Genomic DNA, 15,744 nt, shown 5'->3' on the forward strand with positions numbered 1-15,744 from the left:
TGGGACTTGTCTCTACATTTTATTGACGCCAGAATGTCGTCCCTCTTCATCAGAACCGATACGAATTCGTACAGGGACAGGCTGCCAGACGCTTCATGGACATGATTCAGATCACGCCCGTCGCCGACGCCCGCCCCCTTCCCGCCCGCCTCATCCGTACCGGCCTGGCCGACGGTTGCCTCGCCCACTTCCAGCCCGAGCTGTACCAGTTGGTGCTGCAGCGCGAGGGCTTCGAGGAAAAGGTCGAGCTGGGCTTCTCCGGCAGCCGCCTGCTCGAACGCCTGCTGCGCGAACCCGGCGAGGTGGTGGCGCGCGACGAATTGCTGGCCCACGCCTGGAGCGACCGGGTGGTCGGCCAGGGCAGCCTCAACCAGCAGATCTACACGCTGCGCCAGATACTCGGCGACGAGAAGCGCCGCGAGATCATCCAGACCCTGCCGCGCCGCGGCTACATGCTCAACCCGCGCTTCGCCGTGCGCGCACCGGTCGAAGCCGAGGACGCGCCCCTCCCCGATCAGGAACCGGCCCCGGCCGCCATGCCCGCCACCCCGCCGCTGCGTCCGGCCCGCCGCTGGCGCAGGCCCGAGCTGCTGGCCGTGGCGGCGCCGCTGCTGCTGGTTGGGCTGGCCCTGGCCGCCACGCTGCACTATGCCCTGCAGCGAACCCAGGACCTGCGCGCGGACCTGGACATCGGCAACAAGCATTTCACCTATTTCGATGCGCGCCCCCAGGGCCTGGCCCAGCTGCGCGAACGCACCGGCGCCCTGAGCGCGCGCCTGGCCGCGCTGAGCGAGCAGCCCGCGCAGTTCACCCTGTCGCGCCATGCCGGCTTCTACGAAGTGGCCTGCAGCAGCGCCCAAGCCTCCACCCGCCTGCTGCTGATCCACCAGGACCAGCTCGCCCGCCTGGGCGACGAGCAACTGCGGAGCTGCCTGCCATGAAGCGCCTGCACCTGCTCGCCGGCAGCGCAATGCTGAGCCTGGGCCTGTTCAGCGGAATGACCGCCACCTGGCTCAACTACCGCTCCGCCAGCGAGTTCGACGGCCGCTACCGCAGCAGCGGCCAGCTGATCCTCGCCGACGGCCGCGTCCTGCGCCTGGAGCACAGCCTGCTGCTGCGTGACGGCCGCTTCTATGCGGTGACGCGCCAAGGCGATACCGTGCAGAAGACCTCCGGCCACGTCGAGTCGGGCTTCCTCGACCACCTGCGCCTGCGCGTGGAAAAGAGCGAGCTGGCAGAACTGCAGCAGGCCGCGCAGTTGGACAACGAGCTGCTGTTCAACCTGCTCTACGGCAGCGACAACGACAGCGTGCTCAACCTGCAGCCCCACGGCGACTGCCTGTTAGCCGAGGAAACCCGCCAGCTTTACTGTGCCGAGCGCTTCGCCGGCGAACCTTGAGAACCTATCCACGATCTGCTGCGCGTCGGCATAACTGCGTTAAAAACAGGCGAGTGATGCTCATTTAGCGGACTAAACTGCGCTCCCTCGCCTGTTTTCGCCTTGTTCTGCTCTAGCTCGCGAGATCGTGAACAGGCTCTAAAGAACCATCAAGGCTTGGCCGCAGAGGCCCCCTGCCCACCACTGAACTTCGCCCCCTCGGAACCGACCTGCACACGCGCCTGTTCGTCGCTGAACAACTGGCGGTACAGCTGCTCGGCGCTGTCGGTCAGCAACAACAGTTCGATGCGACGGTTGGCGCCGTTCTGCGGGTCCTCCGGCAGCAGCGGCATGCCGTCGGCCTGGGCGGTCACCTGGAGCACGTTGTTCGCCGGCAGGCCGGCGTCCACCAGCACGTTGCGCGCCTGCAGGGCGCGGTCGCCGGAGAGGTTCCAGTTGTTGTAGCCGTTGGCCCCGCGGTAGGGCACGGCGTCGGTGTGGCCGCTGAGGATCAGGCGGTTGTCGACCTTCGCCAGCACGCCGCCCAGGGCCGCCAGCAGCGTGCGGAAATGTGGATCGAGGATGGCGCTGCCGCGGGGGAACATGAAGCGCTTGGGGTCGTCCTTGATCAGCACGCGCAGGCCCTGGGGCACCACCTTGACCTCGATGTTGGCCAGCGCGTCGGTCTGCGCGGACACCGCGCGGATCAGCGCCGCCAGCTCCTGCAGGTCGACGCTGGAATCGTAGTGGCGCGGCTCGCTGCCCTCGCCCGGCTGGCTGCCGTCGACGCTGGCGCGGGTGCCCTCGGACGTGCGCGGCGGGCTCTGCGGCTGCACCGGCATGGGCAGACCGTCCAGCTCCACCGGCGTGCGGCTGGAGCCGTCGAACACCCCGGCGCCGCCGTCCACCAGCGGGTTGCTCTGCAGGTCGCCCACCGCCGGATTCTGCACCACGCTGCGCGGCTGCACGATCCACAGCACCATGAACAGCGCCATCATCGCCAGGGTGAAGTCGGCGAAGGCCACCTTCCAGGCGGAGCTGTGCTCCTCGGCGTGACCCTTCTTGCCGCGCCGCTTGATGATGACTTCGTGGGGCTGCTCGCCACGCTTCCTCATGCCGCTTCCCTTTCATCCTCGTACTGGTTGACCCAGGTCTCGAGCTGGCGGAAGGCCGGCTTGACGTCCTGCTCGATCAGCTTGCGCCCGGCGTCCACCGCCAACAGCGTGGGCTTGCCGGCGACGTGGGCGACCAGGGTGGTGCGCACGCATTCCAGGGCCGAGAGTTCGGTCTTCACCCGCTGGGCCATGGCGTTGGACAGCGGGTCGAGCAGGCAGTAGCAGAAGAAGATGCCGAGGAAGGTGCCCACCAGCGCCGCGGCCACGTGGGCGCCCACCTCGCCGATGGTGCCGCCGATGCTGCCCATGGTGATGATGATGCCCATGATCGCCGCCAGGATGCCGAAGCCGGGCATGGCCTCGCCGACCTTGTGCAGCGACTTCGACGGCTGCAGCAGGGCGTGCTCCATGGCGTCCAGTTCCTGTTCGAGGAAGCCTTCCAGCTCGTGGGCGCTGATCTTGCCCATGGCCATCAGGCGGAAGTTGTCGGCGATGAAGGCCATCAGGTTCCTTTCCTGGAGGATCAGCGGGTAGCGGGCGAACAGCTCGCTCTGCTCGGGCTCCTCGATGTGCTCGTCGAGCACCTTCAGGCCGCCCACCTCGACCATCTCCAGCAGCTGGTAGAGCAGCATCAGCAACTGGCGCTGGAACTCCTCGCCACGACGCTTGTAGACGAACACGCCCTTGACCTGGGAGAGCATCTCCAGCAGCACCTCGCGCGGGTTGGCCACCACCAGGCTGCCCAGGCCGGCGCCGAGGATGATGACCACCTCGGCCGGCTGCCAGAGCACGCGCATGTCGCCGTGGGCCATGGCGTAGCCGCCCAGGACGCAGGCGACGATGATCAGCGCGCCTATGACTTTCTGCATGATTCAGCTTCTCTCGCTCAGGTAGCGGCAGGCCTTGTTCAGCGCCTGCTTGCTCAGTTGACAGACCCGGGCGTCGCTCACGTCGAGCACCAGGGCGATTTCCTTCAGGCTCAGCTCGTGCTGGTAGTACAGCGTCAGCACCAGGCGCTCGCGCTCGTTGAGCTGCGCCAGGGCCTGGGCCAGCATGCGCTCGCGCAGCACCCGCGCCTCCAGCGCCGACTCGCCGTCCACCAGGTTCTCCAGGCCTTCGCCGAGCAGCGCGTCGAGGCTCTCGATGGCCTCGCAGGCCTCGGCCTGCAGGTGGTCCTGGTAGGCGCGCTCGTCGAGCCCGGTGTGGGCGAGGATTTCCTTGTCCGTGGGCACGCGGCCCAGGCGCCGGGCCAGCTCGCGGATGCCGTCGCGCACCTTGTGCGCCTGCAGCCGCACCTGGCGCGGGCGCCAGTCCTGGCGGCGCAGCTCGTCGAGGATGGCGCCGCGGATGCGCAGCACGGCGAAGCCGGCGAACTGCTCGTCGGGCGTGCCGTAGCGGCGCAGGCTTTCCAGCAGGCCCATCAGGCCGATCTGCTCCATGTCCTCGCGGTCCAGCACCTGGTTGGCCTGCAGCGACAGCTGGCTGACCACCCGCCGCACCAGCGGCAGGTAGCGCATCAGCCATTGCTGCTCGGCGCCCGGGGCGAAGGCCGGGTGGCCCGCCTCGGCGGGGTTGCGGTAGTCGAGGGCGCAGTGGGCGTTCATGGGCGGGCCCCTATTGCACGATCAGCTTGCTGACCAGCACGTGCTGGAAGGGCGCGGCCACCTTGCGCGTGGCGAAGTCGGCCAGCAGCACCTGCTCCAGCTCGCCCTGCAGCGCCGGGATGCTCTTGCCGCGCAGTTGCTCGTAGGTCAGCGCGGAGAGGTGCGCCACCGCCGAGTTGCGCACCACGGGGTCGATCTGCTGCAGCTTCTTCTGCTCGGTGCCCAGCTCGGCCTGCAGCACCAGGTCGAGCACGAAGTAGTGCTCGCGGCCATCGCTGCCCGGCAGGCTGACGATGATCTTGTTGACCGGGAAGAACTCGTATTCGCCCGGCGCTTCCTCTTCCTGCGCTGCATCCTGCCCGGCGCCGGCCGCCTCACCGGCCTTGGCCTGGGCGGCCAGCAGCGGGCGCGCCAGGTACCAGGTGCCGGCCACGCCGCCGGCGGCGATCAGCAGATTCAGAACAGTGAACAACAACATGATGCGGCGCATCGTCATGACGGTTTCCCGATCCTCGGTTTGCATTGATTGCCCGGCGCTAGACGGTGACCAGCACGTCGCCCGGGCGGCGTGCGTCGTCCGGCTCCGCTTCGGGTTCCAGAACTGCCGCACGGCTCGGCGCATCGTCCAGCCAGGGCGCCGGGCGTCCCTGCTGGGCCTGTTGCTGTTGCGCCTGCTGCTGGCCGGCGCGGCCGTCGGAGACCTGCACCTCCACCGGCTGCTGGCTGGCCCCGGCGATGTCCTGGCGCAGGCGTTCGGCGCCCTGCTGCAGCAGGCGCGCGACGTCGCCCTGGGCGGCGTGGATCTGCACCGTCAGGCCGGCGTTGTCCCGGCTCAGGTAGATTTCCAGGCGCCCCAGCTCCGGCGGGTCCAGGCGGATGGCGGCGCTCTGCTGGTTATGCCGCAATTGCAGTTCGACGTTGTCGCGCAGGGCGTTGAGCAACTGCTCGCCCCAGCGCTCGGCCGGCGCCTGCAGGTTCAACTGGCGCTCGGGCACGTGGCTGGCCGGCAGCGGCTGGGCATCGTTCGCCACGGCCGGGGCGTTCGCCTGCACCGACGCAGCGCTCGGCTGCGCCTGGCCGGCGAGCTTGTCGAGCTGGCTGCGCAGCAGTTCGTCGCTGGCCGTTTCGGTCTTCATCAGCGGCGCTTCCTCGGCCTTGGCCGGCAGGGCCAGGCTCGGCAGCGGCTGGCCCTGGGCCGGCGTCGGCGCGGCCTCGACCACGCCCTGGGGCAATTGCGGCAGCGGCAGGTTGGCGGGCAGGCCACGGGATAGCGGCGCGCTCGCGGCATCGCCGGCCTGTCCGGCATCGCGGGCCTGCAGCGTCACCTCGCGCTGGCCGAGCATGCTGGCCAGCCATTGCTCGGCGCCCGGCAAGGCACCCAGGCTCGGGTCGGGCTGCGGTTGTGCGTCCTGCGATACGGCCGGGTCGGCGGGGGTCGATGGCGTTTCCGCCGGCGCCTCGGCCGCTTCCGCGCCCTTGGCCAATTGCGCGGCGAAGGCCGGCAGCACCTCGCCCGCCGCCTCCGAGCCCCTGACGGCAACACCTTCGGCCATCTGCCCGGCGCCCATGGCGGCCACGGCCGGCAGGGGCGCGTCCTTGCCCGGCGCGGCATCCGCGGCCAGGCGGCTGTTCAGCTGCAACACGGTCATCTCCCCGCCAGCAGGCGGTCTATCTGCATGTAGGCGGAGCGCCCTTCGGCATACTCCAGGTGGCTCGCCAGCAACTGGCGCAGGCGCTCCACCTCCTGCGCGCAGGCGCGCCGCGCCTGCTCGTGCAGCTGCTGCAAACGGCGCTTGGCCTCCATGCCGGCGGCATCCAGCGCGGGGCCGGCGGCCAGACGCTCGAGCAGCACGCGGATGGCGCCGTCCACCTCGCCCAGGTTCGCCCACTCGCCGCGCGCCAGCACCTCGCCCAGGCGCGCGTGGAGGCTGCGCAGCGCGTGCACGCGCGGGTCAGCCACGGGCGGCATGGACACCGGCCCAGCCTTCGCGCAGGGTGCCGAGCAGGCCGGCCACCTCGTCCAGGCCCTCCAGCGACAGGTTCACGCTGACGTCCGAGAGGCGGTAGATGCAGTAGTCGTAGAGCCGCGCCAGGTCCTGCACCACCTGCCCGCCGGCCTCGTAGTCGAGGGCGCTGGACAGGCCGTTGAGGATGTTCATGCACTTGTCCAGGGAGCGGCCCTTGTGCTGGAAGCGCTTGGCCTCGATATGCCCGCGGGCGCGGGCCAGTTCGTCGAGCAGGCCGTCGAACAGCACCAGCACCAGCTCGTAGGGCGACGCCGCGGCGGCGCGCGCCTCCAGGTCCGTGGTGCGGTAGCTGTCGTAGCCTTCGTTCATCGAATAGGTCATGTGAACATGCTGGAGGTCTGGTCCATGGAATTCATGACTTGCATGAGGTTGGTGTACTGCTTGAGGTAGCGCGCGTACGAGTTGTTGTAGCGCGTCTGCAGGTCGTCGAACTGGTCGTCGATGTCGGCCAGCTTGTCGTTCAGGCTGTTCACCCGCGAGGTCAGCAGGCCGCTGGTGGAGCTGGTGTAGGTCTTGAGCGCGCTGCTCAGGCTGTCGATCAGGTTGCCCTTGTCGCTGAACAACTGCTCGAAGCCGTCGGCGTTCTGCGCCAGGGCCTTCTCCAGCTTGCTGCTGTCGAGGGTCAGCTTGCCGCTGCTGTCGGCGCTGACGCCGTAGCCGATCAGGTTGACGCCGCCGAAGCTGGTGCGGATCAGGCCGTTGACCGCCGACTTGATCGCCTGCACCGCCGAGTCCCCGGCCAGCGCGCCGCGGGTTGTGCTGCCGCTGCCGCTGGCGGTCAGCGTGCCGATGCTGCTCATCAGGGTGTTGTAGGCGTCCAGGAAGCCCTGCAGCTTCTTGCTGGTGGCGTCCTTGTCGCGGCCGATGTCGAGGCTCAGCGGCGCCTCGGCCGGGTCGCTGACCTTGGTGAAGGTCAGGCTCACGCCGTCGATGGCCTTGTCGAAGGTGTTGCTGGCGTTGCGTAGCTCGATGCCGCCCTGCCCGCCCAGGTAGACGATGGCGTCCTGGGCGCTGGAAAGCTGCTTGCGGGCATCGATGGAGCCCTGCATCGCGGCATTGCTGCTGGACAGAGTGATGGCCTGGTCCTCGCCGCTCTCGTCGCTGGTCAGCACCAGGTTCACCGCGCCGTCGCTGCGCACCAGGGTGGCCTTGACGCCGGTGTTGTCGGAGGCGCCGTTGATGGCCGAGGCCAGGGCGCTGAGGCTGGTGATGCCGCTCATGTCGATCTTGAAGCTGTCGCTGCCCTGGCCGATGGTCAGCTCGCCGCTGCCCAGGTCGCCGTCGCTCAGGCCCTGCAGGGCCACCTGGTCCTTGGCCGCCAGCTGCTTGACGAAGAACTGGTAGCTGCCGGAAACCGCGGTGGAGCCGACGCTGGCGGTGGCATAGCCCTCGGCGCTGAAGGTGGCGCTGTTGACCAGCATGTTGCTGGTGCTGCTGGAACTGCTCTTGAGCCCACTGACCGCCGAGGAAAAGGTGCTCAGCGCCGACTTCAACTGGGTGACCGCGGACAGCTCGCTGTTGTAGCTGGTCTTGTTGCGGTTCAGCCGCGTCTGCGACGCCTGGATGTCGTACTGGGCCAGCTGGGTCGCCATCTGCTGGACGTAATCGGAATCTATGGTTGCCATGGTCGGGTACCCCTTTGCGAGCCTGGGAGCAATATCGGTGCCAACGCCTGGAAGGCCCGTATTTCGGGCGTTGCGGGCAAAGGCGAGGTGAAAGGACGCTTCCGCACGGAGGAACCGGAAGCCGGGCCGGAAATGTCGTTTCCGCCTGGCGCTGCGGGAGGTGCTCTCCCTCCAAGGCGACCGGATACAGGCATGGGTTAAGCCCACCGATACGCGGGCCGGGCTGACCGGCAACGGCTTGGCATCTGCAGATGCCTTCACCTGCGTCCGCCAACACTCTCGGAAACGGCCGACATCCAGCTCCCGCCTTCGTCCCCTTAATGACGGGCTCCGCACCAGGGAGCCCGAGCATGTTCAACCCGGCCAACCAGACCCACTTCAGCCTGACCCTCGACGGCCTGGAGCACGACTTCCAGGTCCTGCGCTTCCATGGTCGCGAAGCCATCAGCCAACCCTACCGCTTCGAGCTGGAACTGGTCAGCGAACGTCCCGACCTGGACCTGGAAGCCCTGCTGCACAAGCCCGCGTTCCTCGCCTTCAGCCCCGCCGGGCCGGGCGTCCACGGGCTGATCCAGCAGGCTGGGCAAGGCGACGCCGGCCAGCGCCTGACCCGCTACCGCGTGGTCCTGGCGCCACAGCTGGCCTGCCTCGCGCTGCGCAGCAACCAGCGCATCTTCCAGCAGCTGACGGTGCCGCAGATCATCGCCCGGGTGCTGGAGGAGCACGGCATCCTCGCCGACGCCTACCGCTTCCAGCTCGGCCCCACCGTCTACCCGCCGCGCGACTACTGCACCCAGTACGACGAGAGCGACCTGCACTTCGTCCAGCGCCTGTGCGAAGAGGAAGGCCTCCACTACCACTTCGAGCACAGCCCCGACGGGCACCTGCTGGTTTTCGGCGACGACCAGACCGCCTTCCCGCGCCTGGGCCAGCCCACGCCCTACATCGCCGACACCGGCCTGGTGGCCGACGAGCCGGTGATCAAGGGCTTCGTCCTGCGCCTGGAAGGCCGCACCAGCCGCGTGACCCGCCGCGACTACGACTTCCAGAAGCCGCGCCTGCGCATGGAAGCGGCCTACCGGCCGCAGCAGAAACAGGACCAGCCGGACCTGGAAGACTACGACTACCCCGGCCGCTTCACCGACCGCGAGCGCGGCAAGCTGCTGAGCCAGCGCAGCCTGGAAAGGCACCGCGCCGACTACCGCCAGGCCGAGGGCCGCAGCGACCAGCCGAACCTGTGCAGCGGCCACTTCCTGGAAATGTCCGAGCACCCGCGCGGCGAATGGAACGACCTCTGGCTGCTCACCGAAGTGCGGCACGAAGGCAGGCAGCCGCAGGTGCTGGAAGAGTCCATCACCAGCGACACCGCCGACAGCCAGGACGACTTCCACCAGGGCTACCGCAACCGCTTCCTCGCCACCCCCTGGGACGTGCACTACCGCCCGCCACTGGCCCACCCCAAGCCGCGGGTGCTGGGTACCCAGACCGCCGTGGTGACCGGCCCGGCGGGCGAGGAAATCCACTGCGACAAGTACGGGCGGGTCAAGGTGCAGTTCCACTGGGACCGCGAGGGCCAGGCCGACGACAAGACCAGTTGCTGGCTGCGCGTGGCCGGCGGCTGGGCCGGCAACGCCCTGGGCGCCGTGGCCATCCCGCGCGTCGGCATGGAAGTGCTGGTGGACTTCCTCGAAGGCGACCCGGACCAGCCACTGGTCAGCGGTTGCCTGTACCACGCCGAGCACCTGCCGCCCTACGAATTGCCGGCCCACAAGACCCGCACCCTGTTCAAGAGCAACAGCTCGCCGGGCGGCAGCGGCTACAACGAACTGCGCATCGAGGACCGCAAGGGCCAGGAACAGTTCTTCATCCATGCCCAGCGCGACTGGGACGAAAACATCGAGCACGACCAGAAGATCCGCGTCGGCCACGAACGCCACGACACCGTGGAAGCCAACGCCTACGGCGAGTTCAAGGCCGAGGAGCACCAGACCATCCACCTCGACCGCAAGGTGGAGGCCAGGCTCGACGACCACCTGGCGGTGGCCAACAACCAGCACATCCGCCTGGGCAATGCCCAGCTGACCCGCGCCGGCCGGGAAATCCACCTCAAGGCCGGGCAGAAACTGGTGATCGAGGCCGGCCAGGAACTGACCCTCAAGGCCGGCGGCAGCTTCATCAAGCTCGACGCCAGCGGTGTCACCGTGTTCGGTCCGCTGGCGAAGATCAACGCTGGCGGCTCGCCGGGCAGCGGTTCGGGCCTGCGTCTTCGCGGCCCCTGGCTACCTGTCGCAGCGGCCAGCGCATTGGCAGGCCAGCTGCTGGCCCGCGCCCAGCCATCCGCCCTGGCCCAGGCATTGGAAGAGGCGGAACTCCAGGAAGAGGAGGAGGAAGAGGAACTGGAGGAAGCCAAGGAGGAAACCGGCATCACCCTGCGGATCGGCGTGTTCTTCGATGGCACCGGCAACAACCAGGCGAACGCCGCGCTGACCGCCCAATGCCGCCGCGACGACCGCGAACTCTACAGCGACGAAACCCTGCAAAGCGTCGCCCAGCACTGCGCCCGATATGGCTTCAAGGACATGAATGAGGCAGGCGTATTCAGCACCACGCCCAATAACAGCTATGGCAATGCGCCGAGCAATGTGGCGTTGCTAGCGGATCTGTATGCAGACAACACAGCCGAGCGACTCGCAGCCAATGCATTCATTGGCTACATACCGGTCTACTTGGAAGGCATCGGTACCACGAGCGAGGGTGATGATTCGGTGTTCAGTCAGGCCAGCGGCGAGGGTGAGGCTGGAGTGATAAGCCGTGTCGAGCAAAGTCCGACCAAAATAATAGAGCAGCTACGAACTTTCCGAGATACGAATCCGACCGTCAAAATTAGCCAGTTGGAGTTCGATATCTTTGGTTTCAGCCGAGGTGCAGCGGCGGCACGACACTTTGCCAATGAGATACTCAAGCCCCAAGGCGGGGTTCTGGCAGAAACATTGAAACCCGGGCAACTCGGTCTGCCCGACAGCCTCAACTGGGAAACCGATGTACAGATCAACTTCATCGGTCTGTTCGATACCGTCGCCGCCATAGTCGCGCCCTGGCGTGGCGACTTCAGCCCCGCCAACCATCTCAATCCGGGCGTCAACCTCTACCTGCCACCAGGCTGCGCCCGCAAGGTGCTGCAACTCAGCGCCCGCGACGAACGCCGCTGGAACTTCGCCCTGAACAGCGTGGCGCCCCATCACCAGGAAATCGAACTGCCTGGCGCGCATTCCGATATCGGCGGCGGCTACCTCCCGCAGATGGATGAAAAGCTGCTGCTGAGCAAGCCGCAGGTCGTGGTACTGACACCCAATCGCCCCCTGGAGCGGACTTCGGCCTGGCAGCGCCTGGAGGAAGAAGCCTACAAATGGGAGGCAGAGCGAACTTCTACCAGCGGACAAGTAGCCCCCATTTACTGGAAACTCCCGGAGTCACCAGGCGACAGATACAGCCAGACCGAAAAAGTAATGGTCGCTCTGGCAATTCAGCGCAAGGTGTATGGCGATCTATCGAAAGTGGCTTTGCGTGTCATGCGAGAGCTAGCAGTTCAGTACGCCGTTCCTTTCTCTGTAATCGATGAAAATGATGAAGCTGCGAAGTTACCTCCCGAACTCCAATCCGTAGCAGAAAAAATTCTGGTCTTCGCCCTGAAGAGCGGGTGCTCCTTGCTCCCTGCAGAAAACCGGCTGCTCTGGGACCGCTACATTCATCTCTCTGCCCACTGGACACCCAGCTCCGGGCTACTGTTGAGCAAGCCTGCCCCCAACAGACGCCTGATATTCAATAACAAACCGCAGGAGGGCTACCCGGAATGAAGCCTCTCTGGATAGGCCTGCTCATCCTGGCATTGACCGGCTGCGTGAATGGTTATGGCCGCCCCAAGCTACCCTACGACGCCTGGAACATTGCCATAGCTGCACCCCGCTATATGGAAGTCTGGGTCGAAAGCGTGGATGTGGTGGATCAGCGTGGATTGGCATTTGAACGCGTACATGCAGGAGTAGTCAGCTATACCAACAAACCGGAAGGCTGGCACAACGGCGGCGGGAAAACGAAACCTATCGGCAATGTCGACCTACCGGAAATCATCTTCGTACGCTGGCAATCCTTGGTGGAACCCCAGACCTACAACGTACGCATCAATATCCCGCAATGGGTTCGCGATGAAATGGTCGAACCACAACGAGCCTTCTGCCAATGGGACGGCAAGTGGATCGACAATCTTTACCGCAAAACAATCGCTGTCGGCATGGCGCCAGGAGGTATCGCCAAAGTCTGGCTCGGCGGGCCCTGCCTGGCGTTCAAGGAGATCGGACGCTTCCAGGCCAAGGTAAGCAAGGTGGGTCCCTACAACGGTACGTCTGGCGGTAAGCACCGGCCTCTTACCGATGAAGCAAGACGCTATGTCGAACAGCACGGCATCCCCTATGGATCATGGTGAGGGGAGCCCTACATGAAGAACTTCTACTTCTGTTTTCTCGTCCTGCTCCTTAGCGGATGCACGTCTGATCAAGGCCGTCCCAAGCTGCCCTACGACGCTTGGTACATTGCCATAGCTGCACCCCGCTTCATGGAGGTCTGGGTAGAAAGCGTGGATGTGGTGGATCAGCGAGGACTAACATTTGAGCGCGTACATGCAGGCGTAGTCAGCTATACCAGCAAACCGGAAGGCTGGCACAACGGGGGTGGAAAAATGAAACCCATCGGCAACGTCGACCTGCCGGAAATCATCTTCGTTCGCTGGCAGTCGCTAGTAGAGCCCCAAACCTACAACGTACGCATCAATATCCCGCAATGGGTTCGCTATGAAATGGTCAAACCGCAGCAAGCCTACTGCGTAGCGACCCGAAAAGTGGAGCCCGACTTCGCCAAGATAATTTCCATCGGCATGGCTCCTGGCGGCATCGCCAAAGTATGGGTCGGTGGCCCCTGCCTGGCGTTCAAGGAGATCGGGCGCTTCCAGGCCAAGATCGATAAGCGTGGCCCTAATGAAGGACTGTCCGATGGAGAGTACTACCGGCCACCTACCGAAGCCGCTCGCAAGTACATCCAAGAACATGGCATTCCCTATGGATCATGGTGAAGGGAATCCCGCATGAAGAAGTTCTTCTTCTGTTTTCTCGCCCTGCTCCTTACCGGATGCACATCTTCTCAAGGCCGCCCCAAGCTGCCCTATGACGCCTGGAACATTGCCATAGCTGCACCCCGCTATATGGAAGTCTGGGTGGAAAGTGTGGATGTGGTGGATCAACGAGGACTGGCATTTGAACGCGTACATGCAGGCGTAGTCAGCTATACCAGCAAACCAGAAGGCTGGCACAACGGCGGCGGGAAAACGAAACCTATCGGTAACGTCGACCTACCGGAAATCATCTTCGTTCGCTGGCAGTCGCTGGTAGAGCCACAGACCTACAACGTGCGCATCAATATCCCGCAATGGGTTCGCGATGAAATGGTCGAACCACAACGAGCCTTCTGCCAATGGGATGGCAAGTGGATCGACAACCTCTACCGCAAGACGATCTCTATCGGCATGGCGCCAGGAGGCATCGCCAAAGTATGGGTCGGTGGCCCCTGCCTGGCGTTCAAGGAGATCGGGCGCTTCCAGGCCAAGATCGACAAGCGCGGCCCTGATGAAGGCAAGTCTGGCGGACGTTATGCATGGCCAGAATTAGAACCTGAATCCCGCGCCTATATAGAGAAGCATGGCATCCCCTATGGATCATGGTGAGGGGAGCCCTACATGAAGAACTTCTACTTCTGTTTTCTCGTCCTGCTCCTTAGCGGATGCACGTCTGGTCAAGGCCGTCCCAAACTGCCCTATGACGCCTGGAACATTGCCATAGCTGCACCCCGCTATATGGAGGTCTGGGTAGAAAGCGTGGATGTGGTGGATCAACGAGGACTGGCATTTGAACGGGTACACGCAGGGGTGGTCGGCTACACCCGAAAACCGGAGGGCTGGCACAACGGCGGAGGCTCGATGAAACCCATCAGCAACGTCGACCTACCGGAAATCATCTTCGTGCGCTGGCAATCCCTGGTGGAACCTCAAACCTACAACGTACGCATCAATATCCCGCAGTGGGTTCGCGATGAGATGGTCAAGCCGCAGCAAGCCTACTGCGTAGCGACCCGAAAAGTGGAACCCGACTTCGCCAAGATAATTTCCATCGGCATGGCTCCTGGCGGCATCGCCAAAGTATGGCTTGGCGGCCCCTGCCTGGCGTTCAAGGAGATCGGCCGCTTCCAGGCCAAGGTAAGCAAGGTGGGTCCCTACAACGGTACGTCTGGCGGTAAGCACCGACCTCTTACCGATGAAGCAAGACGCTATGTCGAACAGCACGGCATTCCCTACGACTCATGGTGAAGCCACAACTCCACGGAAAAGGAATCATGAAAAAGTCACTGCTATTCGCCCTGGCGCTCCCTCTTCTATCCGCGTGCACTACGGACAAGCCCGACCGGGAAACACAGGCGCTCGCCGGCCTGTATACGCTGCAAGGCGTGATGGAAATGGGCTCGCTGCTGCGGCTGCGCGCAGACGGCAGTTTCGAAGGCAATGTCGCCTATGGCGCCGCCGATGGATACGCCAAGGGCACCTGGCGGCGCGTCGGCGGCCAGGTGGTGCTGAAGCCCAAGGCGGTCATCGGCCTGGGTGAACTGTTCCGCGACCGCGCCCTGCGCGTGGACGGGCTCTGCCTGCGCATCGCTGCCGAGGAAGGTGGCGGCTGCTACCTCCGCTCCCCCCATTGAATCCCCACGATACAAGGAGTCACGAATTGACCGCCATGGAAAAGAACGAAGCCCGGGAACAGGCACAGAAACCGAAGCCGTCCGCCAGGATGCTGTCCTTGCTGGGCCCCCTCGTCACCGCGGTGAGCCTGCCGATCCTGTACCTCAACGGCAAGGCCTATCACGATGCCTACCTGGGCTATTTCAAGCTCGAGCCCTCGATGTTTCCCCAGGACACCGCCTCGACGCTGATAAGCGCAGTCATCGGCTGGTTCCATGCAGTGCTCGCCGGCCTGAAAGGGGTCCTCGGGCTGCTGGAGCAACACTACGGCCTGGTCCTGGGCATGGCTCTTGTGATCGTGCTCATCATGGCGCCGATGAGCGTGATGCTGACCCGGCTGGGCAAGAGGCTGGACAGCCGCCGCAGCGCGTCAAGGCAGAACCGGCTGCTCTCGGAGTACGTCAAGGAGGCCGGTCTCTACCTGTTCTGGCTATTCACCGTCAGCTACAGCGTATTCGCGCTGATGTTCATGATCGCCCTGCTGCTGTCGCTTTCCATCTCCCCTTTCTACGCCATTGGCAAGAAGGTCGCGGCGGAGGACCTGAAGGCCGGCTTCGTCAATGCCCCGAGGGTCGAGCTGAGCGACCCGAAAGGCCGAAGCGGAGACTTCAGGATCATCGAGTGCTCGTCGATGTTCTGTGCGCTCTATGCCTCCGGGCGCGCCGTGGCCGTACCGGTTTCGGCGATCGACTGGGCCGAGTCCGACCTGTCCGACCGTCAGTGATACGGCCGTCGGGGCGCTGGCCAGCCACCTTGCCGTAGGCAAGCGCTTAGGGGAAAACCAGGCACGGTGCCTCCCTGGTGGCCAGGTAAAAACCGTTTTCAACGACGGATGATAGAGAGTCCGCGTTGCAGGCGAGCATGGCTTCTCGTAGGAGCGAGCCCCCGGTGCAGCCTGCAAGACAGTTGCTCCTACGGCTCCTGGGAAGCACGGGTGTAGGAGCGGACTCCGTCCGCGATTGGATTCACCGGCCGCGCCGGATGCCCCGGTGGCATGGACGACGGCGGATAACCGCGAACGGTTATGCGCCCTACGTCTTCGTAGGTGCGAGCTTGCTCGCGAAGGGTGTTGTCCGGTGGCTTCAGAGCGCCCTCTCCCCAACCCTCTCCCTGAAGGGAGAGGGGGCTGTCCTCTGCGCGCTGCGGGTTCGGCGTGATCC

17 protein-coding genes and 1 pseudogene are annotated in these 15,744 nt (G+C 65.1%); 10 read left to right on the forward strand and 8 right to left on the reverse strand.

What is annotated here, in order from left to right; genetic code table 11:
* Window positions 1–95 precede the first annotated feature (95 nt).
* Both FG99_RS18960 and FG99_RS18965 read left to right on the forward strand, forming a co-directional pair.
* On the forward strand, window positions 96–941 hold the full coding sequence (locus FG99_RS18960) for a winged helix-turn-helix domain-containing protein (RefSeq protein ID WP_043271837.1): 846 nt from the start codon (window positions 96–98) through the stop codon (window positions 939–941).
* Window positions 938–1,399, forward strand: a complete 462-nt coding sequence (locus FG99_RS18965) for a hypothetical protein (RefSeq protein ID WP_051879055.1) — start codon at window positions 938–940, stop codon at window positions 1,397–1,399. Before FG99_RS18960 ends, FG99_RS18965 begins: the two co-directional genes overlap by 4 nt.
* A gap of 149 nt (window positions 1,400–1,548) precedes the next feature.
* Here FG99_RS18965 and FG99_RS18970 read toward each other — a convergent pair whose 3' ends face one another.
* From FG99_RS18970 to fliD, 8 genes are read right to left on the reverse strand one after another with little or no spacing between them, the layout of a single operon-like run.
* Window positions 1,549–2,493, reverse strand: a complete 945-nt coding sequence (locus tag FG99_RS18970) for an OmpA family protein (protein WP_043271838.1) — start codon at window positions 2,491–2,493, stop codon at window positions 1,549–1,551.
* The gene (gene motA / locus FG99_RS18975; protein WP_043271839.1) at window positions 2,490–3,362 is read right to left on the reverse strand and encodes a flagellar motor stator protein MotA; all 873 of its coding nucleotides are present in this window, start codon (window positions 3,360–3,362) and stop codon (window positions 2,490–2,492) included. The genes FG99_RS18970 and motA overlap by 4 nt, the downstream gene beginning before the upstream one ends.
* A gap of 3 nt (window positions 3,363–3,365) precedes the next feature.
* Window positions 3,366–4,097, reverse strand: a complete 732-nt coding sequence (locus tag FG99_RS18980; protein ID WP_043271840.1) for a FliA/WhiG family RNA polymerase sigma factor — start codon at window positions 4,095–4,097, stop codon at window positions 3,366–3,368.
* A 10-nt stretch (window positions 4,098–4,107) separates the two neighbouring features.
* Window positions 4,108–4,593 carry a flagellar basal body-associated FliL family protein gene (locus tag FG99_RS18985; protein ID WP_009622764.1) on the reverse strand — a complete coding sequence of 162 codons (486 nt, stop codon included), beginning with the start codon at window positions 4,591–4,593 and terminating at the stop codon, window positions 4,108–4,110.
* A gap of 40 nt (window positions 4,594–4,633) precedes the next feature.
* Window positions 4,634–5,746 (reverse strand): flagellar hook-length control protein FliK, encoded by a 1,113-nt coding sequence (locus tag FG99_RS18990; protein WP_051879056.1) that lies wholly within the window; start codon window positions 5,744–5,746, stop codon window positions 4,634–4,636.
* Window positions 5,743–6,066, reverse strand: coding sequence for a hypothetical protein (locus tag FG99_RS18995; protein WP_043271841.1), 324 nt, complete (start codon window positions 6,064–6,066; stop codon window positions 5,743–5,745). Before FG99_RS18995 ends, FG99_RS18990 begins: the two co-directional genes overlap by 4 nt.
* Window positions 6,050–6,445 carry a flagellar export chaperone FliS gene (gene fliS, locus FG99_RS19000; protein WP_009622771.1) on the reverse strand — a complete coding sequence of 132 codons (396 nt, stop codon included), beginning with the start codon at window positions 6,443–6,445 and terminating at the stop codon, window positions 6,050–6,052. The genes FG99_RS18995 and fliS overlap by 17 nt, the downstream gene beginning before the upstream one ends.
* Window positions 6,442–7,749 carry a flagellar filament capping protein FliD gene (gene fliD / locus FG99_RS19005; RefSeq protein ID WP_043271842.1) on the reverse strand — a complete coding sequence of 436 codons (1,308 nt, stop codon included), beginning with the start codon at window positions 7,747–7,749 and terminating at the stop codon, window positions 6,442–6,444. The genes fliS and fliD overlap by 4 nt, the downstream gene beginning before the upstream one ends.
* Window positions 7,750–8,099: 350 nt before the next feature.
* Here fliD and tssI point away from each other — a divergent pair.
* The 8 genes and pseudogenes from tssI to FG99_RS19030 all read left to right on the forward strand — a co-directional run.
* Window positions 8,100–10,011, forward strand: a pseudogene (gene tssI / locus FG99_RS32910) (type VI secretion system tip protein TssI/VgrG); the annotation flags it as partial.
* A 317-nt stretch (window positions 10,012–10,328) separates the two neighbouring features.
* The gene (locus FG99_RS32915; RefSeq protein ID WP_256204881.1) at window positions 10,329–11,603 is read left to right on the forward strand and encodes a T6SS phospholipase effector Tle1-like catalytic domain-containing protein; all 1,275 of its coding nucleotides are present in this window, start codon (window positions 10,329–10,331) and stop codon (window positions 11,601–11,603) included.
* The gene (locus tag FG99_RS31465; RefSeq protein WP_081884671.1) at window positions 11,600–12,229 is read left to right on the forward strand and encodes a DUF2931 family protein; all 630 of its coding nucleotides are present in this window, start codon (window positions 11,600–11,602) and stop codon (window positions 12,227–12,229) included. Before FG99_RS32915 ends, FG99_RS31465 begins: the two co-directional genes overlap by 4 nt.
* Before the next feature lie 12 nt (window positions 12,230–12,241).
* Window positions 12,242–12,871, forward strand: coding sequence for a DUF2931 family protein (locus FG99_RS19015; protein WP_043271844.1), 630 nt, complete (start codon window positions 12,242–12,244; stop codon window positions 12,869–12,871).
* Window positions 12,872–12,883: 12 nt separating this feature from the next.
* Entirely contained in the window at window positions 12,884–13,519 is a 636-nt protein-coding gene (locus FG99_RS31470) for a DUF2931 family protein (protein WP_081884672.1), read from the forward strand.
* Between the two features lie 12 nt (window positions 13,520–13,531).
* Window positions 13,532–14,158 carry a DUF2931 family protein gene (locus FG99_RS19020; RefSeq protein WP_043271845.1) on the forward strand — a complete coding sequence of 209 codons (627 nt, stop codon included), beginning with the start codon at window positions 13,532–13,534 and terminating at the stop codon, window positions 14,156–14,158.
* A 26-nt stretch (window positions 14,159–14,184) separates the two neighbouring features.
* On the forward strand, window positions 14,185–14,544 hold the full coding sequence (locus FG99_RS19025; RefSeq protein ID WP_043271846.1) for a hypothetical protein: 360 nt from the start codon (window positions 14,185–14,187) through the stop codon (window positions 14,542–14,544).
* 26 nt (window positions 14,545–14,570) lie between these two features.
* The gene (locus FG99_RS19030) at window positions 14,571–15,308 is read left to right on the forward strand and encodes a hypothetical protein (protein ID WP_043271847.1); all 738 of its coding nucleotides are present in this window, start codon (window positions 14,571–14,573) and stop codon (window positions 15,306–15,308) included.
* Window positions 15,309–15,744 lie beyond the last annotated feature (436 nt).

The organism is Pseudomonas sp. AAC (assembly GCF_000725445.1).
In the GTDB taxonomy this organism is placed as follows: Bacteria; Pseudomonadota; Gammaproteobacteria; order Pseudomonadales; family Pseudomonadaceae; genus Pseudomonas; species Pseudomonas citronellolis.